The organism is Alteromonas sp. KUL17, from assembly GCF_006538305.1.
GTDB lineage: Bacteria > Pseudomonadota > Gammaproteobacteria > Enterobacterales > Alteromonadaceae > Alteromonas > Alteromonas macleodii.
Genome location: NZ_BJKJ01000008.1, coordinates 21,762 through 43,376, shown reverse-complemented (window position 1 = coordinate 43,376; position 21,615 = coordinate 21,762). Strand labels below are relative to the sequence as shown.

The window sequence follows — 21,615 nt, the reverse complement described above, 5'->3', positions numbered from 1 at the left end:
AAGAGTATTGTGCTAGACGTTGAGTTTGCGTTAGCCACCAAATGCATTTATCAATATTTGATGGGTGAAGGTTTTACGTAAATAAAAGCCGCGAGGGCGGGTTTTAATACGCTGACCTTCTGGCCCCAGCGCGTCGGTGAGCACTTTCCCGTTTGCCGCCTTAGGACGAATATGTAAGGCCTCGCCTTGACGAGAGGTGATCGACTCAACCTGTCCAGTCGCAATTTGCTCGACCAGTTCCTCCCAATCGTGTCTCAATACCGCATCTTCGTGTTCATCCGGTCGCCAGTAAAAGCCTGTTGCTACCCGCCTATGGGCCAGCGGAATAGCTCTGTCACCTTCAATAGGTAGCCACAATACCTGCTGTAGTTTGTTTCGCACGTTAGACGTTTCCCATGTAATGCCGGGCGTCATCAAAAGCGGGGCAAAACAGACGTAGGTGGTTTCTAAAGGCGAAAAATGGTCGTCGATGGGAATGGTTTTAAGTTCGATGCCAAGTTCAGGAAAGTCCTGCTGAGGCTTCGAACCTGCACTCGCGCCCAGCCACTTCTCTATCAGCATGCCTGGCCATCCCTTATGACGTTGTAAATTGGCCGGAATGGCTACATTTGCCATGTCCGCAAGCTCTCCAAGCGTCAAGCCTGCTATCGCATGACAACGAGCTAAAAGGCTATCTGGAGATGACGGGGGAGACGCTGGTGGCTGCATAAATATGGTTAATTTCCTGTTTGAAAAGCGGGTACGAATATTAAGACTATGATTGGAGCATAGTTTGTGGAAGAATGAAAACATATAACAGTATAGTGTGCCCGGGAGTCTATGTGATAGATGCCGATGGATTCCGTGCGAATGTGGGCATAGTGATTTGCAACAAAATGGGTCAAGTATTTTGGGCAAGACGTTATGGTCAACATTCATGGCAGTTCCCTCAAGGCGGAATTGATGAAGGGGAATCTGCTGAACAAGCTATGTACCGCGAGCTTCACGAAGAAGTAGGGCTGACACCGAAAGATGTCACTATTTTAAGTGTTACCCGTAACTGGCTTAGATATAAGCTGCCGAAGAGATTAATTCGACAAGGCAGTAACCCTGTTTGTATAGGGCAAAAACAAAAATGGTTCTTGTTGCAGCTCGATTGTAACGAGCGAGACGTTAATGTACTTAAAACAGGTCATCCTGAATTTGATGACTGGAGGTGGGTAAGTTACTGGTATCCAATAAGAAACGTTGTATCGTTTAAGCGCGATGTATACAGACGAGTAATGAAAGAGTTCTCGCCTGTAGTTATGTCTGCGCAGCATCGGCCTCAACAGCGCCAAAACGCAGCGCCACATAAACGTGGCAAGAAACGCAGGCGTGGATAAGCGTATGCGAAGTTCAGGTACGCAAGAAAGAGGTGTGCAATATTGCGGTGTGCGGAGTAAGCAGCGAGTAAACTGCGAGTAAAAAAGGAAAAACCGGTGAGCCCTCAGAGCCAGCAAGGAACAATGTTAACCACGTTAAAGCGTATCGTGCAGGAAATGAATCAAATTCCTGCTCTCGATACGGCGTTGTTTAGGCTAGCCTCACGGGTTAAACAGACCCTAGATGTCGATTCATGCTCTATTTACCTTGCCGATTACGACACCCAAGAATTTATCCTTAAAGCCACTGACGGACTACATCCCGATGCAGTCGAGCAGGTACGCATTGGCTTCTCAGAAGGGCTTATCGGGCTGGTAGGTCAGCGGGAAGAGCCTCTTAATATTGTTAATGCTCATAGCCATCCTCGATTCAAACATTACCCCGAAGTTCAGGAAGAAAACTATAACGCCTTTTTAGGTACGCCTATTATCAACCAACGGCGTGTGCTTGGTGTTATTACCCTTCAGCAATCACAAATGCGACGCTTCAGTGAAGACGAAGAAGCATTCTTAGTCACCCTTGCTGCGCAGCTCGCGTTAGAAATAACCAATGCTGATATTCGCGGGGCTTTGACGCTGTCAAATTCGAACGACAATACTGCGCGGCAAAAAAATGTGCGTGGTATTGCGGGTTCTCCAGGCCTTGCTATTGGCAAGGGAGTGTCTCCAGACAAATCTATTAACCTTAAAAACTGGGTCGTAAAGCGCACGCAATCTCCTCAAGATCAAATTCAACTCTATCGCAAAGGGGTTGAAGTTACGCGAGGTCATGTCGATGCGTTATCGAAGCGGTTAGATGACGGCATTCCCGACGATGTTAAATCCATTTTTCAGCTGTATCATCATCTGCTAGATGCCAACAGCCTTGGGCGGGAAGTAGAAGAAAAAATTCGCCAAGGTTGGGATGCGGCGTCTTCATTGAAAATGGTTGTAGAAAGCTATGCCGCGCGCTTTCAGGCAATGGACGACCCTTACATGCAAGAGCGTGCTATTGATATTGTCGATTTATCCGATCGTATTCTTGCTAACATTTTGTATGAAGCGAATGGCAAAAAGGTTACTGAAAAAACGATAACCGAAGCCAGTATTCTCGTAGCTGATGAAGTGTCAGCGCCTATGCTTGCCGAATTTCCAAGAGGTAAGCTAAAAGGCATTATTTCTATTCGCGGTTCAAATAACTCACACGCGGCAATATTGGCTAGAGCCATGGGCGTGCCTGCAGTGATGGGCTGTCAAAACGTTACGCCAGCACTACTCGAAGACAAAGAGATTTTGCTTGATGGGTATTCAGGCGAGGTCATTGTATCGCCTGAACGTAACATCAAGTCTGAATTTATACAGCTCATTGAAGAAGAGTCGGCCATCGCAGAGAAAATTGACGCCGAGGCTGATAAACCTTGCGAAAGTGTTGATGGCTGTAGAATGTCTCTTTATATCAATGCTGGCCTTTCAGCTGAAGTCGAGCTAAACGCTGAACAAATTGGCGCGGGTGTAGGGCTTTATCGCACCGAGATCCCCTTTATGTTACGCGAGCGTTTTCCTTCGGAACAAGAGCAAGTAAAGCTGTACCGCCAAGTGCTTGAGGCCGCGCCTTCATTGCCTATCACTATGCGTACTCTCGACGTAGGAGGCGATAAGCCACTACCGTACTTCCCCATTAATGAAGAAAACCCATTTTTGGGGTGGCGAGGCATCCGCCTAACCCTTGATCATCCAGAAATTTTCTTGGTTCAGGTTCGCGCCATGCTGCGTGCAAGTGTAGGCCTAAGCAATTTGCAAATTATGCTGCCTATGATCTCCACCGTATCTGAAGTGCAGGAGTCTAAGCGACTAATTAATCAGGCATATTATGAAATTTGTGATGAGATTGCAGAGTCAGGACAAACGTTAACCAAGCCTAAGTTAGGTATTATGCTAGAAGTCCCGTCGGTACTTTATCAGCTACCTCAATTAGCAAAGCACGTGGATTTCTTTTCGGTAGGCAGTAACGACCTGACCCAATATCTGCTCGCGGTGGATAGAAACAATACGCGGGTGGCAGGGCTCTACAACAGCTATCATCCTGCGGTATTAGGGGCGCTTTACGACGTGGTTCAAAAAGCCAATCAAAACCAGGTGCCCGTAACTATCTGTGGTGAAATTGCAGGTGAGCCAGCTGGAGCATTACTGCTGATGGGAATGGGTTATCGCCGCCTAAGTATGAACGGCTTTAACTTAAGAAAAATAAACTGGCTTATTAGAAAAGTCACGCTGGATGAGTGTAAGCAACTACTGTCATTGGCGCTCACCTCTGTTAGCCAAGAAGAAGTCTTTGTGCACTTGAATCAATATCTTGAAACCAAGGGCCTGGGAGGCCTTATCCGAGCAGGTGCTTAAGGAATGGATCCATTAGTTGTAATAGTTCTTAGCTGCCTTATTTTAGGTTCTGTGGTAGGTGTTCTGGCGGGTATGCTGGGCATTGGCGGTGGGCTTATCATCGTTCCTGTGTTGTCGTATTTGCTTATACATTTCATGGGAATGACCACTGAAACCGTAATGCCTGTCGCTATCGCTACCTCATTATCTACCATCATCTTCACAGGAATGTCGTCGGCCTTCGCGCATTACAAGCTGGGTAATATTCAAAGGCATGTTGTGCTTTACACAGGCTTAGGTATTGCTTTTGGCGCATTTGCCGGAGCTCAGGTAGCAAGCCATATTTCTGGTGAACTGCTTAAAGATGTGTTTGCGGTGCTGGTTATTTTAATTGCGATGCAGATGATATTTGGTAAGCAAAAAGCCTCAGAAAATGACGCATCAAAAGGTACGCTTGCGACTGTTGGTGGTGGAGCTGGTTTACTAAGTGCACTTATGGGGATTGGTGGCGGTGCATTATTGGTACCTGCGCTGGTATGGTTTCGTGTTAATGTACGGGCGGCAATTGGCTGCGCCGCTTTTTGCGGACTTATTATTGCCGTTTTTGGTACCACGAGTTTTATTGTGGCCGGTTACAATGCGATAGATGTACCAGAACATAGTTTAGGTTATGTGTATTTACCGGCAACAGCTGGTATTGTTGCCACCTCTATGTTTACCGCAAACATAGGTGCAAAGCTTGGGCAGCGAGTAAATGTTCGTGTGTTAAAAGCGATGTTGGCGTGCTTACTCGTGTTGGTGAGCATTAGAATGATTTTAGGAATTGAATAAAGTAATGGAACAGAGCAGTTATCTGGTATTTCCCAGTATCGACCCCGTTATCTTCAGTGTCGGTCCGTTAAGTGTCCGCTGGTACGGCCTTATGTATTTGGTGGGCTTTATCGCCGCGTACCTATTGGCACAAAAGCGTCTTTCACAAACCAACTGGAGCCGTGAGCAGTTAAGCGACCTGCTTTTCTGGAGCTTCGTTGGCGTAATATTAGGCGGTCGAATAGGCTATGTGCTTTTCTACCAGTTTGGTATGTTTCTCGACGATCCCTTGTACTTATTCAAAATTTGGGCTGGTGGAATGTCCTTTCACGGCGGGCTTTTAGGGGTGCTAGCAGCCTTATTCTGGCGCGCCAAGTGTATGAACACGACCTTCCTTCGACTAGGCGACTTTGTTGCCCCGTTAGTACCCATCGGCTTGGGTGCTGGACGCATAGGTAACTTCTTAAACGCTGAACTTTGGGGGCGTAGCACCGATGTGCCTTGGGCGGTCATTTTCCCCAACGCGGGTCATGTTCCTCGGCACCCGTCCCAATTGTACGAGTTTGCGCTTGAAGGCGTACTACTCTTTATTATCCTATGGCTATATTCTGCCAAAAAGCGTCCAGTAGGGGCGGTCAGCGGCTTGTTCTTACTTGGTTACGGCACCTTCAGATTTATCGTTGAATACTTCAGAGAACCCGACGCACATATTGGCTTATATCAAATGGGACTAAGCCAAGGGCAACTTCTTTGTTTACCTATGATAGCTTTAGGAATAGGATTAATAGTCCGTGCTTACATGCGCGGAAAAGACCATGTTGAACAGCAAAAAATATAAGAATAACGATGAAAGAATATCTCGCTCTAATGCGCCATGTACGTGATACGGGTGTGAAAAAGGAAGATCGAACTGGTACAGGTACGTTAAGTGTATTCGGCTATCAGATGCGTTTTAATCTACAGGAAGGTTTCCCCTTGGTGACAACAAAGAAGTGTCACCTTAAATCCATTATTCACGAACTACTTTGGTTTCTTAAAGGCGAGACGAACATCGCTTATTTGAAAGAGCACGGTGTGAGTATTTGGGATGAGTGGGCTACCGAAGAAGGCGAGCTTGGTCCGGTTTATGGACATCAGTGGCGCAGTTGGGCTCGCGGTGATGGCACATCGGTAGACCAGATTGCCGAAGTGGTTGAGCAAATCAAAAACAATCCAGATTCTCGTCGACTTATCGTTAGCGGCTGGAACCCTGCGGTACTCCCTGATACCAATTATTCTCCTAAAGAAAATGCAGCGATGGGCAAGCAAGCACTGCCACCTTGCCATACACTTTTCCAATTTTATGTATTAGACGGTAAGCTTAGCTGCCAACTTTACCAGCGAAGCGGCGATATTTTCTTGGGCGTTCCTTTCAATATCGCAAGTTATGCTTTACTGACCATGATGATGGCACAAGTGTGTGATTTAGAGCCCGGTGATTTTATTCATACGCTAGGCGATGCGCATTTGTATTCAAACCATCTTGAACAGGTAGAGTTGCAGCTAAGTCGTGAGCCTTTCGAGCGCCCAACTATGGAAATTAACCCTGAGGTGAAAGATATCTTCGGGTTTTCCTTCGACGACTTTACGCTTAAAAATTACCAGTCACACCCACACATTAAAGCCCCTGTTGCCATATAAGGAGTTACCATGAGTACTCCTATATTGATATGCGACGACTCAGGTTTCGCAAGGCGCCAGATGGCGCGCAGTTTACCTGATGGGTGGGACGTGGATATTTCGTTTGCCGAGAATGGTGAGCAAGCCCTCGCGCTTGTTCGCGAAGGCAAAGGCGATGTGGTGTTTCTCGACTTAAACATGCCGGTAATGGACGGTTATCAAACCATGGAAGCCATTCGCCAACAGGATCTTCCTTGCTTGGTAGTTGTCGTTTCCGGTGATGTACAAGCGCAAGCGCGAGAAAAAATGCTCGCTCTTGGTGCTCTGGATTTCATAAGAAAGCCAATTGATAACGAAAAACTCAGCCACATCCTAGCCTCTTACGGGATTTACAGTGGCGAGACGCATTCTTCTGGCGCGAGCTTACAAAAAGCGCAAGACGATAGCGACTCAAATGCCGTTTTAGCCAAGCGCCAGATGAGTAAAGAAGATCAATTAGACGCATGCCGTGAAATGGTCAATATTGCCATGGGGCGTGCGGGTGAGAATCTTGCTCAACTGCTAGGCGAGTTTATTGATTTGCCTATCCCAAACGTCAACTTAATTGAAAGCAACGAACTGTCTATGGCGGTTGCGGAAATTAATCGTAACGACAGCGTGTCGGCAGTTTCAAAAGGCTTTATTAGTGAAGGTATAAGCGGCGAAGCGCTGGTTATTTTTAACGACACAAACTCTCAAAACATCGTTGAACTATTAAAGTATCCGCCGTCGGCTTCCTCCGACAAACTAGCGCTAGAAGCACTAATGGATGTTTCCAATATTCTTATCGGGGCCTGTTTAAACGGTTTGTCAGAGCAGTTAAATGTCGCCTTTAGCCACACGCATCCGGTGTTACTGGGGCAGCACCAAGGACTATCAACGCTTTTAAGTGATAACGTGCAGCGTTGGGGCAAGCTCATGGCTATCGAAATAGGTTATGCCATTAAGGCCAGAGATATTTCCTTTGACCTGCTGTTGCTATTTCCTGGTGATGCCATGAACCATATCTATTCTCGGCTGCTCGATGATGACGCTGTCACACAAGACAAGGAAAGTCTATGAATGCATCAACAGACGCACTTTCCACCGGTGCTTTAGTTAATTCTTCTCAAGTACCTGCAGAGCTTCTCGATTCCATTGAAGTGGGCATTGCAGTGCTAGACCGCAACTTCAAGGTTCAAGTGTGGAACAAGTTTCTTGAAAACCACGGTGCAAAGAAAGCGGAAGCAATCATTGGAGACAGTCTTTTTTCTCATTTCCCGGAAATAGAAGAAAAATGGCTGAGAACCAAAGTCGACCCTGTGTTCAATTTGAAGAGCCCGGTGTTTATTATTTGGGAGCAGCGCCCTTACTTATTTAAGTTTGGTTGTAATCGTCCTGTAACCAGCGCTGCAGAGTTTATGTACCAAAACGTGACCATGTTCCCTATTGTTGATAAGCGCGGCAACGTAGAGCGGTTTTGTATGCTTGTTTACGATGTCACTGAGCAGGCGCTCGGTAAGCGTGGAATGGAGCATCTTAACGAAGAGTTGAAAACTGCGAGCCGCGTGGACGGTCTAACAGGGCTATATAATCGTCGCTACTGGCAGGAACGCTTTGATGAGATGCACAAACTTTGTGTGCGCCGAGAAAAGCCAAGTACTGCGCTTATGCTCGATATCGACCATTTCAAACGCATTAACGATACTTATGGTCATCAGGCTGGGGATAAGGTGATTAAGATGTTAGCAGCGCTGATTAAGCGCTGTGTGCGGGAAACCGACCTTGCAGGGCGCTACGGAGGAGAGGAATTTGCCATTATTCTGAATGACTCTTCAGTTGAAGATGCCAAGATCGTTGCTGAACGTATCCGACAATTAGCACAGCGTTTAGTGGTAGAACACGAAGGTGAGTCAATAAGTTTCACTGTTAGTTTAGGCCTTGCACAATTCTCTCCTGACTTTAAAGGAGCGATGGCATGGCTTGAGTGTGCCGATCAGGCGCTTTATGAAGCAAAAGAAAACGGCCGAAATCAATATCGCATTTATGCAGCGCCTGGCGCGTTATAGTGCTAGGCGTAGGGTGTTTTTGAGCTCTTGAAAGGTGACAGGCTTCACTAAGTGATATCGAATACCTGCCTGCAGCGACGCTTCTTTATCGCTTCTGTGGGCATTGGCCGTAAGTGCGATGATTGGAAGGTCAGGGTGACCTTCTTTCATTATTTTAGCGACTTCCAAACCATTGATATCTGGTAAGTTGATATCCAACAGCACACAGTCAAACGCATTTTCACTCACTCTAATAATAGCGTCGTCACCGGTGTAACTCACAGTAACTTCGTGGCCCATACACTGAAGCATATACTCCACCATTTCTGCATTAATGGGCTCGTCTTCTACCAGTAACACGTTGGCCTTTTTCGTTGTTTCAGCAACTCTTCCGTTACTTACTGTAAGGTGATGGAGCGCATCTACAAAGCGGTTTCTATCGATGGGTTTAACAAAACTTTGATAGATGGGCAGTTCACTGTTTGCAATAATGTTGGCAATATCTGGGGTTGCTGATAACACAATAACGGGCGGTACCCGTTCACCAAAAATCGCCTTAAGCGTCCTCACTAGTTCAAGACCATTCATGCCCGGCATATACAAATCGGCAATAATGCCTGAAAACTGGAGTATTTCTTCGTGCAGATTGAGCAAGTTCGCACCAGATGAAAACGTGCGTGCGCTAAAGCCCTCTTTGGTAATAATTGACTGTAAATGCAGCCTAGATATCTCTAAATCGTCAACTACGGCGAAGGTCGCATTAGACGGTGCTGAATTGGTAGCGGGAAGGTCCTCAATAGGTTTCAGAGGCAGTAAAATTTTAAACTCTGTACCAACTCCAACTGTACTGGTTACCTGAAGTGCACCGCCCAGCTTATCAACGCTGCGTTTAGCTACAGACAAGCCAATTCCTGCACCCGGGAAGCGTTGGCCAGTTGAGTGTTCGCCGCGATAGAAGCGTTCAAACATGCGCTTTTGCGTCGCCTCATCAATTCCTATTCCAGTATCACTAATTATAATAACGAGAAAAATCCCTTGGTTTTTCACCAAGGTTGTAACGGTGACGTCGATCAGTCCATTAGCCGTAAATTTAACGGCGTTATCAAGAATGTTAACTACTACTTTAGAAAGGGCGACAGGATCCGTTTCTGCGTAATGGGGCACACTGTGACTACAGTGCATGTTAAATTCTATTTTTTTGTCTTTTACGCGTACAGAAAACGGCGAGATACATTCGTCGAGCAAGCTGATTAGGTCGACATCTGAAAAGTGCAGGTCGTCTTCAGTGTTATTGATTAATACATCGGTAAGGTTGTTGGTAAGATTAAGAAGTCGATAGCTGGATTGTTCAGCCTGCTGAATTAGTCTGGTGCGCTGTTCTTCCATGTTAGGAATAAGTTCAAGAGCACTGATAATTGCACTTATTGGCGCTCTGAATTCATGACTAATCAGTTGCAAAAATTCTTTGTTTTGCAAATCTCTATCGTCATCCACAACGGCAAGTCTCAACTTCGATTTACCAAACTTTTTAGGCGACTTGTTTGCGTTACTTTTGTAAAAAAGCCATGCAATAAAATACCAAAGTACAATGACGACTGCGCCCAAAATAGTAGTGAGAAGCATCTTATTGCGCAACGCCTGAATACGTAGTAACAACGCGTTTTCTTCCGCCTGCATGGCATTGACCATAGGCAGCAGGCTAAATTGCTGTTGAATACGTTGAGTTGCGTCGGCTATCGGCAACTCAATAAGAGTATGAAGTAAATCTAGTGTGGTTTGCGCGACCTGCCGTGCAGACGCGCTATTCAATCCTTCTTTTGCTATTGCAAAGTCTCTTTCGGATAAGACTGTGGGCGAGATTGCATGGTCTGCACTACTGCGAAGGTATTCAGATATACCTTGAACGGTGACCTGTAGCTCGCGCTTTAAAATAGTGTAATTCGCGGGTCCAGAAAACGCGCTGCTCTCCATCCGAAACGTAAATTGATTGATACTAGACTCAGTGGCAAGAATATTATCCTCTAAATAACTCTGCTGCTTTAAGGCTATTATGAGTGCTTGTTGCTTGCTCATCAGCGCGATTAAAACCGCAATAACAACCATAGCGATCAACAGTGCTGTAACACTCACTTTTGAAAAAGTGAATGTCCGCGAAATTGATGATGATTTGCGCTGCGACTGGCCAGCCTGATTTGAGCTCACGTTCATCCTTGCAAGTAATATGCGGTAGAGATACCTACCTTAAATGTAGGCAACTAACGCTAACTTGCAAGGAAGTAGAAAAAAATTACGGTGACTCAACGCGCTTTATGTGGTGCCTAATTGAATACAAAAAGCAAAGGCTGGGAATTACCATGACTGCTGTGAGAATAAAGAACAAGCTCCAATTGCCTTCAAGACTATCTACAACAAAGCCGCTGCTAGAAGCGACCAAAGTTCTGCCTGCAACACTCAGGGAGGCCATGAGTGCGTATTGGGTTGCACTAAACGCCCGATTACACAATAGTGAGATAAACGCGACCATGGCAACGGTGCTCCAAGCCCCTGTAAAACCATCGACAATAACGGTTATGGCTAAAAGAGATGTGGAAGGGCCTGTTTGCGCGATCAGTGCAAATAATAAGTTAGACGCGGCCATGGCCACACCCGCAATCATTAATCCGCGGTAAATACCGTAGCGAATGTTAACCAATCCACCTAACAGTGAAAACACAATGGTTACCCACCAGTTGAGCAATTTTGAGTAAGTAGCGATATCGCTATTAGAAAAGCCAATTTCTTTATAAAACACGATACTCATGCGGCCTAGAAAGGCTTCACCGATTTTAAATAGAAAGATAAACAGTAAAAACGACGCCGCTAATTTAACGCCGTTTCGATTGAAAAATTCGGCGAATGGCGTGACCAGAGTAGTTTGTATCCAGTGAAAAACGGGAGACTGCTTTGTATCTTTGGCTGTTATCTTTTCAAGCAAGGCTTCGCGGTCAATTTGTGGCTCGTTCGCTAAACACGTGGCGCACATTAATAAAGCCATGAGAGCACCGAGTAAAAGATAAATGTTTGGCCAAGTCCAAGATGTCATGTCAGCCAAGAAGAACGGGATAGCACCAAGCCCGCCATAACCTGTCCACCAGCCGGCGGTGGCTACTGAAGACGCAGCTGACATGCCGTCTTTGTCGTCTTGGGCAATACAGTCAATGCGAAAACCATCGATGGCGATATCTTGCGTGGCTGAGGCAATAGCAATAAGCAAACCGACTAATGCAACATAAAACAAATCTTGGTCTGCAGTGAGTTGAGACATCACTAAACACAGCAAAACTACACAGCCTTGCATAGCGAAAATCCAACCTCGTCGTTGACCTAATAGTGGGGGCTTGATTTTGTCGACAAGCGGAGACCAGAGGAAATTAAAAGAGTATGTCGCGAAAATAATGCCGAATAAGCCGATGGCCGAGCGAGACAAACCTTCATCTTTGAGCCAAGCAGATAGCACTGAACCAATCATGATCCAAGGGAAGCCACTGGAAATGCCGAAAAGAAATATACTGAGGTATCGTTTGTCGTTAAACGTTTTTAAAGCGTTGAGCAAAACTGCGGCCTTAGGCAAGAATACAAAAGCATATTGAGCCATGAACCACAGTGAGAAGCAATAACGCGTTGAAGTGAAAGTTTTACTATGGACGAATGCCTACGCAGTCGAGTGGGCAATGACCCAAACCTTCAAGGAAATTCACGCAGTTATTTAGTTCATCTACAAGAAACTGGTCGTTAATTAGCTTGTCTTCATTCCAATAATGCACTTGATGAAGTAAATGCCAAAAAACCCGTTCTTTTTGTGTATAGGGCTGCGTTAAGGTGTAATCAATTTGCCCCCATTCTTCCATACTATCCCAAAAGAATAGCTCGATCTCCTCGATAGGAAGCTCTCCTTGCCAAAATGCTCTCAAATAGAAACACAGCTGCTTTGCTTTGTTATCTACGAAATCTTGAACACTCACAAGTAACTCAACCGTTTATGTTTGCTAAAAGTATTATAGTTCATAACAATCTTACTGCTTAGGACAGAGGCTTGCTATTTACACCATTAAATTTAGGTAATTGTTTTGGATACTAATTTAGCGTAATCGGTTAATTATCGAATTACCAGCCTAGGTGGCGAGTCCAACCAATAGTACTATTTGCAACTATCTGAATATGAGGGGATTTCTGAAACTCCTTTATACTAAAGGCTAATAAATTGCTGGGAATAATTATTTGTCGATAGTGCATCTTTAGTGCGTTTTTTGCGCTAATCTTTCGCTTTTGCGTGGTACTGTTCGCCCAGTCGTTAAATCCACTTAGTGACAGATCCAATATTGGAAAGCTGGACTGCGCTATATTATCTATAACTAATGTGTTCGTTGATTCTTCTGGCCAAAAAGGTGAAATGGCTACGAAAGTGTCTGGATGAAGTTGAGGCTGTTGCTCTACGACGGACAAGTAAGTTGTGGCCAGCATGCCTTGTGCAATGACCATACGGTAGCCTGAATTGTCTTGTAAATAATTATTCAATGCATTGAGTTGTAAACCCAGCGCTGAAGTTGCAGATTCAAAATTGAGATATTGCGTAAGTTGATTACTTCTGGGGTGGATATTTTGGGCTGACATAGACGTAGTTTCAGAGTCTGACATGTCGGTGTTTGTAGATTCAGCAGGTTGGTTTTGCTGGGAAGTGACATTGACCGGCAAATTAAACGGACTTATCACTACATTCCAGCCTTTTTCAGCAAGCATGTTGGCAAGGCTATTTCCCTGCGCGAGCGTAAGGCTAGAGGGAAAAGGCTCTGTGAGTATGATAGCCACACCCAAAGATAATGGTGTTTGCGCTTCAATTTCAATAATTGGGGATTCAACTTCTCCAATCATCAAAGGTTTCACTTCTCCAGGCAGATAGGCGTGACTAACATCTGTGAAAAAGTCACAGTGAGCTGTCATAGGCAATAGCGAAACAATAACAGCAAATGTTAAAAGGAGAGCGTGCCTTTTCATAAAATGTGGTTTGCCTTTACCTTAATCTGGATCTATTCAGCCTGGACAGCATCAAATTAATTCGTACATCAAACGTTATACGAAGGTTATCGGCAGGGTGCGTAAAAACTAAAATGGAGTCTATTGATAAAGTTGAGTAGCGTTAGAACGCTACTCAATACTTTCTGAGAGCGGCTTTGGGCAAAACGGACTAAAAGGGATGGCGACATTAAAGTGCAGCCAATGCCCAAGTGTCGGGTGCGAAAGACTCAAGCTTTCAGCATGAAGCTGTAAACGAGGCGCCATGGATAACGCTTCTTCATGGGCATAGAGTCTATCTCCCAAAATAGGGTGACCCAAAGCAAGCATATGTACTCGCAGTTGGTGAGAGCGACCGGTAATGGGATAAAGGGCAACGAGAGAATAGGGTCGCTCTTTTTCATCCAGTGTGCGCTCAATGACGTCAAAGTGCGTTACGGCTTTTTTACCGCGCTCGAAGTCTACCATTTGCTTTGGCCTGTTTGGCCAGTCGCAAATAAGGGGAAGGTTAACCTCTCCGCTGTCTTGTTCTACATGTCCATGAACTCGGGCGAAGTAGCGCTTTTTAGTTTGACGTAACTCAAACTGTTTCGAGATATGGCGATGGCTGTCTTTATTAAGCGCCAGCACCAAAATACCCGAAGTCGCCATGTCTAAGCGATGCACTACTGTGGCGGTGGGATACACTCGGTTAACCCGGCTAATTAGCGAGTCGCGGTGCTCCAATGCTTTGCCCGGAACGCTCAATAGCCCGCTAGGTTTATGCGCAACCACCATGTCCTCATCTTGATACAAAATATCAAGATAAGGTGTCATCGGTGGGTTATAAACAAAACTTGGGTTCGCCATTATGTACTCGTTACTTCACAGTCGCTTTTGAATGTTTAACCTTTCGAGGTTACGGGTTATTTACCACAATACGAATGGCGTCCAGCTGAACATCTGCATCCTGAATAACTTTATCAAGGGCGTTCATTTGCGTTTCAATAAACTCAATTTCGCTGTCACGTACTGCTGGGTTACGCTTTTGAAGATCGCGCAAGCGCTGTATTTCTTCGTTAAGCGTGCTGTGCATGCTGTTAAGTGCGTCGTGTTGCTTTTGGTTAGCTTGCTGATGGGCAAGCTTACGCGCCTTTTCAATGGCAAGCTCAAGCGGCTGTTGCAAGGCTTTTAGAAGCTGAGCCGAGATCTTACGTCCAATCTTACGCTTAACGTCGAAGCTTAATTCAGACGGGTTTCCTTGCGCATCTAGACACACTCGCACGGGCGTTTGAGGTAAGAAGCGACCCAACTGAAGCGCTTTAGGCGCTTGCGCTTGCAGCACAAACAACGCCTCAACCCAATAAGCGCCTTTTGGCAAAGACGGCTCGGCAATGAAGCCCATGCTGCTCTTTCCGTGTACGTCGGTGAGTACTACGTCCATGGCGGTATGCACAAGTGGATGATCCCAGCTTAAAAACTGCACGTTTTCTAGCGTAGTGGCAACACGGCGCTTGTAAGTGACTGTCATGCCTTCTGGGTCAAGACCTGGAAGCTGGCTCACCATCGACTCGGTTGGCATAAGAATAAAGCAGTCATTGCCTTTTTCATCCTGCTGAACACCGATAGCATCGAAAACGCGACCCATAAAGCGCGACAAATCTTGTTCGCTATCAAGGGTAATAATGTCTTCAAGCAGTTGTTCTACGCGGCCTTCACCCGAGGCATTAAGCTCAAGAAGACGATCGCGACCGGCTTCAAGCTGCGCTACGAGCTGGCTATTAAGCGTAACACTCATGTTCACTAGCTCGTCACGCGCGCTCATATCGTCAGGGTGTAAGCACGCACCAATAAGCAGAGGCTTAACGTCGTCGAATACACCAGAGCCCGTGGGGCAGGTCTTTTCGAAGGCATTCAGCCCTTCGTGATACCAATCTAGTAATACGTGCTGCGCGGTTTTCGCTAAATACGGCACGTGAATTTGTACGGTTTGGGTTTGGCCAATACGGTCAAGACGACCAATACGTTGTTCAAGCAGATCTGGCGTGATAGGCAAATCGAACAGCACCAAATGATGAGCGAACTGGAAGTTACGACCTTCGCTACCAATTTCACTACACAGTAGAATTTGTGCGCCGTCTTCCTCATCAGCAAAATAATGGGCCGCCTTGTCGCGCTCCACAATGCTCATGCCTTCGTGGAATACACTGTGGCGAATACCGGTTTGCGTGCGAATAACCTCACCTAACTCTTGCGCTGTACGGGCGCTTGCGCAAATAAGCAGAATCTTTTCTGGCTTAACGCTTTGCATGAAATCAAGCAGCCATTCAACGCGCGGGTCTTGTTTGGTCCAGCTGTTAACCACGCTTGCCATACGTTCAGGATACAGTGAATAGGTTAAGTCGCCGCCGCTCACGGCATCTGAATAAACCTCAGGCAAAGCCAGTTCGTAAGCGCTTAATTTACGCATCGGAAAGCCTTCGATATTGGCGCGGCGGTTTCTAAACAGCATACGGCCTGTGCCGTGACAATCGATAAGTTGGTGCAGCAGCGCATGGCGATTTTCCGGCGAGCTTAAATCACCCGCATGTTCCATTACGTCAGGCGCGAATTCTGCGATTTTGCTGCGTTGTTTGTCGTTAGGCTCGGCGTCTGAAAGTAATGGCGCTACTGCATCGGCCAGTTGGCTGTATTTCGATTCTTCATCTAAGAATGCATCGTAGCTATGGAAGCGAGCCGGGTCGAGCAGGCGCAAGCGGGCAAAGTGGCTTTCGTGACCAAGTTGATCAGGCGTTGCGGTAAGCAGTAATACGCCTGGCGTTTGGTTTGCCAGCGCTTCCACACACAAGTATTCTGCAGAGGGAGCCTCACTTGACCACGCAAGGTGATGGGCTTCATCGACAACCATTAAATCCCATCCTGCAGCTTGAATTTGCTGCTGGCGTTTTTCGCTCTTGCTTAGGAAGTCGATACTACAAAGTACTAGCTGGTCGTTTTCGAATGGATTCACAGCGCTCGCGTCAGATGTTTCTTCATCTTGTAAGCCTTCGCTCTTCTCTATAGCCTCGCAACGACTTTCATCGTAAATGGCAAAAGGAAGGTTAACGCGACGAAGCATTTCAACTAACCATTGGTGCATGAGCGAGTCTGGAACCAAAATAAGCACGCGCTCTGCGCGGCCTGTTTTAAGCTGCTGGTGAATAATCAACGCGGCTTCAATGGTTTTACCAAGACCTACTTCATCGGCAAGTAATACGCGAGGTGCGTGTCTGCCGCCTACCTCTGACGCAATGTGGAGTTGGTGCGGAATAAGCGATATGCGCGCACCTGCAAGACCAATGGTGTTTGAACGTAAGTAATCGTATTGATGATCTAAAGCACGCTCGCGCAAATCGAACCATTTAGGGTTGTCTAATTGCTGACTGAACAGGCGCTTTTCAGGTTGGTTCAAGCGAATGTGGCTGTCTAGCATGGTTTCAGGTAATCGCGCTTGCGCTTTGGTGTCTTCGCGAAGCCCGTGATAGATGAAAAGATCTTGGCTTTCTTCTTTTTCAGTAATGGTCATTTCCCAGCCGTCTTGGCTTTTGACCGTTTCGCCAATTTCAAAAATTAGTCGCGTAAGCGGCGCATCTTGCTTAGTATACTTTCGCGCTTCGCCTGTTGCTGGATACAACACTTCGACAGAACGGAAGTCGCTACCAATAACGACACCTAACCCCAGCTCTATTTCTGTGTTGCTTAACCAACGCTGACCAACTGAAAATTGACTATCTGAACTCATAAATCACCAACCTATTTTTCGGGGGGCGGTATTGTACGCATTGCGTTGTGATAAGTCATTAATACTAGCTCATTTGATTTGCGGTTGCAGGTGGGGGGATTGAGTACCTATGCTTCTGCGTTAACAAGACGATTAGCACTAGTAGGCCTTCATTGCTTCACAACGAGAATGCTGGTAGCAAAAGAATAAGAACGTTAACGTGCCCATCAGGCTTGCTTTGTCACAGGGTTGGCGTAAAACTGTCGTATCACTGACCATGGATATTTCTTACTGTTAACCGCGTTACGTTTTTAACGTATGTGAATCGCAGCTAACAGGAGGAAGCGCGAGATGGATATGAAAGTAGACAGTCAAAAGCTTATACAACTTCGCAATGCTAGGGCATGGAGTCAGCAGCATCTGGCAGATGTGTCTGGATTGAGTTTGCGTACTATTCAGCGAATTGAGAAAACACAATCTGCATCACACGATTCAATAGGCGCACTTGCTTCAGTTTTCGAAACGACGCCCGATGCGCTTTTAATGGGTGAAACCCACGCCACTACAAGTCATGCTCAAGGGCAGCCAACCTCGCAAACTTCTACTGCGGGTGAGAATGCCGCAGCTCATCATTCAATTAAGCTGCAGGGTGACCGGCCAGCGTCGTTGAATCCCCAGCATGTTCTTTGGGTCACGCTAGCGCTCGCCATCAGTTTGTTTGTTGCTATTTATTATGCGCAAACGGTCAATGCGAACAATGGTAGTAACCAAGTAATTGAAGAAGGCAAGCCAGTTAATGTCAGTAGCGAAGTCCTTGAAGATGCAACAAGTTGGCTGGAACTTATCGACAGCGGTGAATATGAACAAAGCTGGAAAGAGAGTGGGGCTATTTTTAGAAGCGGTATTTCAATAGCTAAATGGACCGAGGCGATGCAGCTAGTCAGGGAGCCATTGGGGGCAGCCAAGTCGAGGGAAATCGCGTTAGCACAAGCGCCAACTTCACTGCCGGGATTGCCTAAAGGAAACTACCTAATTTTGTCGTTCACCACTGACTTTGATTCCCAGACCACAATGAAAGTAGAGACCCTTTCTATGGTGGAAGTTGATGGCGAATATAAAGCAATAGGCTACTTCATTAAGTAGCCTACTCAGGTAACTGGTACAAAGTTTCAATTCCTTGAATGGCTTTGAAAGCATCATCGCTCGTTGCATTGTTGATGGCTTTGATAAGTTCAGGTGCATTGTAGGGCTCTAATAAGGTTAGGAACGTAGCTGTGCCAGGTGGCATGCCACTATTCACTGCTTTTTGAAGTCGCTTCCATACGGTGAACAGCGACTCCTCACCTAACGTTTTTTGTTGCACCACGCTATCGATGGCGCGGTGCATTATCATCCCGCATGAATAATAAAGATTGAAGTGTCCGTTTTTATAAGCACGAGCCAGCGTTGTCTGCGCCAGCCCTTCAGTACAGCTCTCGAAAGCGCGGGTCATTCGGCTTTCAACATAGCTATTGGCGTCTTCGTAGAGGAAGTTCATGGCGATTGCCGCAAAGTAGTCGGCGTTGCCCTCGTGCAGCCAAGACTGCTCCTCGTTTTCTGATACACCTTCAGTACTGCCGGGCTGATATAAATGGGCGACTTCGTGAGCAAAGAACCAAAGTGTTTGGTTAACAAAGCTGCTGTTATCGGCCTGCTCATTTAAGTCTTGTCTGTTCCAATGCATAAATATCTGGTTAGGTAGTGTTCCACCTTGTGTAGAGTGATCATCTACGTTTGCATAAGAGGCAAATAACATGGGCTTTTCGCCCTTAAGCGGATTAAGAGAATGGGAGAAAAACGCCATCATGTTGGGTATATCTTCTTCTAGCGAAGCTTTAATGCTTTTCAGGAAGCCCGGGATCAATTAGGGCAACCACATCATCGGTAATAATTGGCTGTTGCTTACCCACATACACGACTCTTCCATCATTGTTATCTGTCCACGACACGCTGCTTTTTATTACTTTGCCATTCAACACTATGTGTTCATCACTGGGAACATTGAGTGTCAGGTGCCATTTATTATCTTCTTCAGTACAGGCATTAGCACAAGCAAACAGTCGCCCAGAGTGAAAGGCATTTCCACCATCAGAAAAAGGAGAAAATGGTGCGTAATCTTTACCCAGGTGTTTATAGGTGGGTGTCAGTAAAAATGACACGGTAGAGAGGGGCTTGCCTGACTTCGAACGTACAAGTTCTTGGTGTTTGACGTTATCAAAGACGATTTCTATGTCATTGTCTTGCGCGAACCAACGTGTTGTTCTTGATGTATCTGGGTTTCTAACAAAAGCCAGCGTTTTGGCTGGCGTAGTTAATGTGTAAGTGACTACCCATTTTTCAGACGTATCAGCCGTGCTTTTCTCAACCTTGATTAGAATAGTAGAAGGGGAAGAATCATTGAGCGCTTGGCTATTCGCCCATGCAATTTCAACGTTAAAGCACGCCAGTAGCGCTAACGTCACGCTTATGGCCGTTTTTATTTTTGTGATGTTAAGCCAATTCATAGCTGATCTTTCCCTGAGTGTTATTAATTTAAACGCATCCACTTTATTGAGGTGTTGTGGCATTGGGTTAGCACCCGTGTTTAATTCACCGCTTCAACAAATACACCTTAGCCTATTTGGGTATCAAAAACGCAGCTAAAACTGCGCTAACTGTAGTTAAAGTGTGAGCATTTGTTACGAACCAAGTATGCCAGTTTCTTGTTTAATGCAGAATGGGAGCGCTGTGCTATCTCATATAACGTGAAAGGACTGTTCGTCGCTTCTCACTTGTTCTAACGAAAAATAAAAAGAAAAAACAGTGCTAAATCTCAAAAACTGGATTATGGTGGAATTAAGGGTTCGCTAATTTAACAAACGAACCTTTGAGGCAGAAAGAGTAGTACTGCTTCTCAGTCGACGCGAGTAGGGGAAGAAGTCCTGTTTCGAGCGGCATTCTCCTACAACCGTAACTGTAGCTTGTTAGCGCGTGCGTTCATAAATGAACAATACGTCTAACCTGGCTTTATTTACCGGAGTGAAGGATGCCAAGAAAAAATTCTACCGATACTAAGATTTACGTCCTCGATACCAATATTCTGCTGCACGAACCTCACGCTTTTCTCTCCTTTAAAGAACATGACGTTGTTATTCCAATGACCGTATTGGAAGAGCTCGACTACATCAAAGACAGCAAAAAAGACGTGGCGCGTGATGCACGGGTATCCATTCGGGCAATGGAGGATTTACTCCACGACGCAACGCCAGAAGATATGCTAGCGGGTGTATCGATGGAAGGGTTGGGCGCGGGTCAAACGGCACCTACAGGGAGTCTGTCTATATTTGCCGACCTCAACATGGTTGAGGCTCAGCAAGTGTTTACCAGCAACGAGAATGACAACCGCATTATTAACGTAGCGCTGCACTTGCAAAAGACGTTCGCGCCGCAAAAAGTGGTGTTGGTTACCAAAGACTTAAACATGCGCCTTAAAGCGAAAGGGGCAGGCCTCGCTCATGTTGAAGACTACCGCACCGACCAGCTAATTACTGACATCAAATATTTATCTCGCGGGTTTCATACCTTTGAAGGTAATTTTTGGGATAGCGTAAAAAGCGTGGATAGCCGCAGCGAAGGGCGCGACACTATTCACACTATCCCCAAGTCTATGTTGCCAGAAGCGTATGTAAACGAGTTTTTGCTCGACGAAACTAAACAGTTTGCAGGCTTAGTAGAAGAGATCACCGACGATCATTTAGAGGTGTTGGATTTAGGTTACGAACGCTTGATGGGTCGTCATGCCTGGGGCATCACACCCAAAAATATAGGGCAGGCCATGGCGCTTCATGCGCTGCTAGACCCACACATTGATATGGTTATTCTCACAGGCCCTGCCGGTAGTGGTAAAACGCTCCTTGCGTTAGCTGCAGCCCTTGAAATGGTGGTAGAGCGTAACATGTATGACAAAATCATTGTCACGCGAAGCACGCCGGAAATTGCTGAGTCCATTGGCTTCTTGCCGGGAACGGAAGAAGAAAAAATGTTGCCTTGGTTGGCAGCAATTACCGATTCTTTGGAAGTACTCCACAAGCACGACGAAAATACCAAAGGTTCTATGAATTACATCATGGAAAAAGCCAACATTCAGTATAAGTCGGTAAACTTTATGCGAGGCCGAAGTATTCAAAATGCGATTGTGATTTTGGATGAGTCGCAGAACTTAACCGCGTCACAGCTTAAAACGATCATCACACGTTGTGGTGAAGGAACGAAGCTGATAGTGGGCGGTAACTTGGCGCAGATAGACAGTAACTATCTGAGCGCAGTGACCTCGGGGCTTACTTACTTGGTTGAGAAGTTTAAAGACTTTTCGGGCAGTGCCACCATTAACTTAGACGGCGTGGTAAGAAGTCGTCTTGCGAGTTTTGCTGAAGAAAATCTATAACCTAAGATAATGCGTAAATTGGTAGTATTGTTTTTATAACAGAATACTGTCCTCACTGTTATACTCCGCTGG

The 21,615-nt window shown here is 45.9% G+C and carries 18 protein-coding genes; 9 read left to right on the top strand and 9 right to left on the bottom strand.

Annotated elements, in window-relative coordinates; genetic code table 11:
- Positions 1-30 precede the first annotated feature (30 nt).
- Positions 31-708 (bottom strand): DNA mismatch repair endonuclease MutH, encoded by a 678-nt coding sequence (gene mutH / locus KUL49_RS09070; RefSeq protein ID WP_131137079.1) that lies wholly within the window; start codon positions 706-708, stop codon positions 31-33.
- Positions 709-821: 113 nt separating this feature from the next.
- Here mutH and rppH point away from each other — a divergent pair, with 113 nt between their 5' ends.
- The 7 genes from rppH (at position 822) to KUL49_RS09035 (ending at position 8,314) form a co-directional block, all read left to right on the top strand.
- Positions 822-1,364: an RNA pyrophosphohydrolase gene (rppH, locus tag KUL49_RS09065; protein WP_014948179.1), complete on the top strand. Its 543-nt coding sequence runs from the start codon at positions 822-824 to the stop codon at positions 1,362-1,364.
- Between the two features lie 123 nt (positions 1,365-1,487).
- Entirely contained in the window at positions 1,488-3,779 is a 2,292-nt protein-coding gene (gene ptsP, locus KUL49_RS09060) for a phosphoenolpyruvate--protein phosphotransferase (RefSeq protein WP_039224899.1), read from the top strand.
- A gap of 3 nt (positions 3,780-3,782) precedes the next feature.
- Positions 3,783-4,589 (top strand): sulfite exporter TauE/SafE family protein, encoded by an 807-nt coding sequence (locus tag KUL49_RS09055; RefSeq protein ID WP_014975612.1) that lies wholly within the window; start codon positions 3,783-3,785, stop codon positions 4,587-4,589.
- A 4-nt stretch (positions 4,590-4,593) separates the two neighbouring features.
- The gene (gene lgt, locus KUL49_RS09050; RefSeq protein ID WP_131137078.1) at positions 4,594-5,406 is read left to right on the top strand and encodes a prolipoprotein diacylglyceryl transferase; all 813 of its coding nucleotides are present in this window, start codon (positions 4,594-4,596) and stop codon (positions 5,404-5,406) included.
- Between the two features lie 8 nt (positions 5,407-5,414).
- The gene (locus KUL49_RS09045) at positions 5,415-6,248 is read left to right on the top strand and encodes a thymidylate synthase (RefSeq protein WP_131137077.1); all 834 of its coding nucleotides are present in this window, start codon (positions 5,415-5,417) and stop codon (positions 6,246-6,248) included.
- Positions 6,249-6,257: 9 nt separating this feature from the next.
- Positions 6,258-7,328, top strand: coding sequence for a response regulator (locus KUL49_RS09040; protein WP_039224447.1), 1,071 nt, complete (start codon positions 6,258-6,260; stop codon positions 7,326-7,328).
- On the top strand, positions 7,325-8,314 hold the full coding sequence (locus tag KUL49_RS09035; RefSeq protein ID WP_039224448.1) for a sensor domain-containing diguanylate cyclase: 990 nt from the start codon (positions 7,325-7,327) through the stop codon (positions 8,312-8,314). The genes KUL49_RS09040 and KUL49_RS09035 overlap by 4 nt, the downstream gene beginning before the upstream one ends.
- Here KUL49_RS09035 and KUL49_RS09030 read toward each other — a convergent pair.
- From KUL49_RS09030 to rapA, 6 genes are all read right to left on the bottom strand, one after another.
- Positions 8,309-10,501: a response regulator gene (locus KUL49_RS09030; RefSeq protein ID WP_242633787.1), complete on the bottom strand. Its 2,193-nt coding sequence runs from the start codon at positions 10,499-10,501 to the stop codon at positions 8,309-8,311. The genes KUL49_RS09035 and KUL49_RS09030 overlap by 6 nt on opposite strands.
- A 79-nt stretch (positions 10,502-10,580) precedes the next feature.
- A complete protein-coding gene (locus tag KUL49_RS09025; RefSeq protein WP_131137075.1) occupies positions 10,581-11,927 on the bottom strand; it encodes an MFS transporter in 1,347 nt (448 codons plus the stop codon).
- 43 nt (positions 11,928-11,970) lie between these two features.
- Positions 11,971-12,294: a hypothetical protein gene (locus KUL49_RS09020; RefSeq protein WP_014948188.1), complete on the bottom strand. Its 324-nt coding sequence runs from the start codon at positions 12,292-12,294 to the stop codon at positions 11,971-11,973.
- A 142-nt stretch (positions 12,295-12,436) separates the two neighbouring features.
- Complete coding sequence (locus KUL49_RS09015) at positions 12,437-13,324, bottom strand: DUF3530 family protein (protein WP_131137074.1); 888 nt, start codon at positions 13,322-13,324, stop codon at positions 12,437-12,439.
- A 150-nt stretch (positions 13,325-13,474) separates the two neighbouring features.
- Positions 13,475-14,191 carry a bifunctional tRNA pseudouridine(32) synthase/23S rRNA pseudouridine(746) synthase RluA gene (gene rluA / locus KUL49_RS09010; RefSeq protein WP_014975619.1) on the bottom strand — a complete coding sequence of 239 codons (717 nt, stop codon included), beginning with the start codon at positions 14,189-14,191 and terminating at the stop codon, positions 13,475-13,477.
- Between the two features lie 49 nt (positions 14,192-14,240).
- Positions 14,241-17,102 carry an RNA polymerase-associated protein RapA gene (gene rapA, locus KUL49_RS09005; RefSeq protein WP_131137073.1) on the bottom strand — a complete coding sequence of 954 codons (2,862 nt, stop codon included), beginning with the start codon at positions 17,100-17,102 and terminating at the stop codon, positions 14,241-14,243.
- A 330-nt stretch (positions 17,103-17,432) separates the two neighbouring features.
- On the opposite strand from rapA, the gene KUL49_RS09000 reads away from it, so the two are divergent.
- Entirely contained in the window at positions 17,433-18,224 is a 792-nt protein-coding gene (locus tag KUL49_RS09000; protein WP_131137072.1) for a DUF4019 domain-containing protein, read from the top strand.
- A gap of 1 nt (position 18,225) precedes the next feature.
- On the opposite strand, the gene KUL49_RS08995 is transcribed toward KUL49_RS09000, so the two are convergent.
- Together KUL49_RS08995 and KUL49_RS08990 are read right to left on the bottom strand one after the other, a co-directional pair.
- Positions 18,226-18,984 carry a M1 family metallopeptidase gene (locus KUL49_RS08995; protein ID WP_165477894.1) on the bottom strand — a complete coding sequence of 253 codons (759 nt, stop codon included), beginning with the start codon at positions 18,982-18,984 and terminating at the stop codon, positions 18,226-18,228.
- Entirely contained in the window at positions 18,956-19,624 is a 669-nt protein-coding gene (locus KUL49_RS08990) for a hypothetical protein (protein WP_131137070.1), read from the bottom strand. Before KUL49_RS08990 ends, KUL49_RS08995 begins: the two co-directional genes overlap by 29 nt.
- Positions 19,625-20,145: 521 nt before the next feature.
- On the opposite strand from KUL49_RS08990, the gene KUL49_RS08985 reads away from it, so the two are divergent.
- Positions 20,146-21,543: a PhoH family protein gene (locus KUL49_RS08985; RefSeq protein ID WP_014978266.1), complete on the top strand. Its 1,398-nt coding sequence runs from the start codon at positions 20,146-20,148 to the stop codon at positions 21,541-21,543.
- The last annotated feature ends 72 nt before the right edge of the window (positions 21,544-21,615 follow it).

Excerpts from the sequence above, each read along its gene's own strand:
- mutH (WP_131137079.1), bottom strand. The coding sequence starts at position 708 with ATGCAGCCACCAGCGTCTCCCCCGTCATCTCCAGATAGCCTTTTAGCT.
- rapA (WP_131137073.1), bottom strand. The coding sequence starts at position 17,102 with ATGAGTTCAGATAGTCAATTTTCAGTTGGTCAGCGTTGGTTAAGCAAC.
- rluA (WP_014975619.1), bottom strand. The coding sequence starts at position 14,191 with ATGGCGAACCCAAGTTTTGTTTATAACCCACCGATGACACCTTATCTT.
- ptsP (WP_039224899.1), top strand. The coding sequence starts at position 1,488 with ATGTTAACCACGTTAAAGCGTATCGTGCAGGAAATGAATCAAATTCCT.
- KUL49_RS09035 (WP_039224448.1), top strand. The coding sequence starts at position 7,325 with ATGAATGCATCAACAGACGCACTTTCCACCGGTGCTTTAGTTAATTCT.
- KUL49_RS09015 (WP_131137074.1), bottom strand. The coding sequence starts at position 13,324 with ATGAAAAGGCACGCTCTCCTTTTAACATTTGCTGTTATTGTTTCGCTA.
- KUL49_RS09040 (WP_039224447.1), top strand. The coding sequence starts at position 6,258 with ATGAGTACTCCTATATTGATATGCGACGACTCAGGTTTCGCAAGGCGC.
- KUL49_RS09025 (WP_131137075.1), bottom strand. The coding sequence starts at position 11,927 with ATGGCTCAATATGCTTTTGTATTCTTGCCTAAGGCCGCAGTTTTGCTC.
- lgt (WP_131137078.1), top strand. The coding sequence starts at position 4,594 with ATGGAACAGAGCAGTTATCTGGTATTTCCCAGTATCGACCCCGTTATC.
- KUL49_RS09045 (WP_131137077.1), top strand. The coding sequence starts at position 5,415 with ATGAAAGAATATCTCGCTCTAATGCGCCATGTACGTGATACGGGTGTG.
- KUL49_RS09030 (WP_242633787.1), bottom strand. The coding sequence starts at position 10,501 with ATGAACGTGAGCTCAAATCAGGCTGGCCAGTCGCAGCGCAAATCATCA.
- KUL49_RS09000 (WP_131137072.1), top strand. The coding sequence starts at position 17,433 with ATGGATATGAAAGTAGACAGTCAAAAGCTTATACAACTTCGCAATGCT.
- KUL49_RS08985 (WP_014978266.1), top strand. The coding sequence starts at position 20,146 with ATGCCAAGAAAAAATTCTACCGATACTAAGATTTACGTCCTCGATACC.
- KUL49_RS08990 (WP_131137070.1), bottom strand. The coding sequence starts at position 19,624 with ATGAATTGGCTTAACATCACAAAAATAAAAACGGCCATAAGCGTGACG.
- KUL49_RS09055 (WP_014975612.1), top strand. The coding sequence starts at position 3,783 with ATGGATCCATTAGTTGTAATAGTTCTTAGCTGCCTTATTTTAGGTTCT.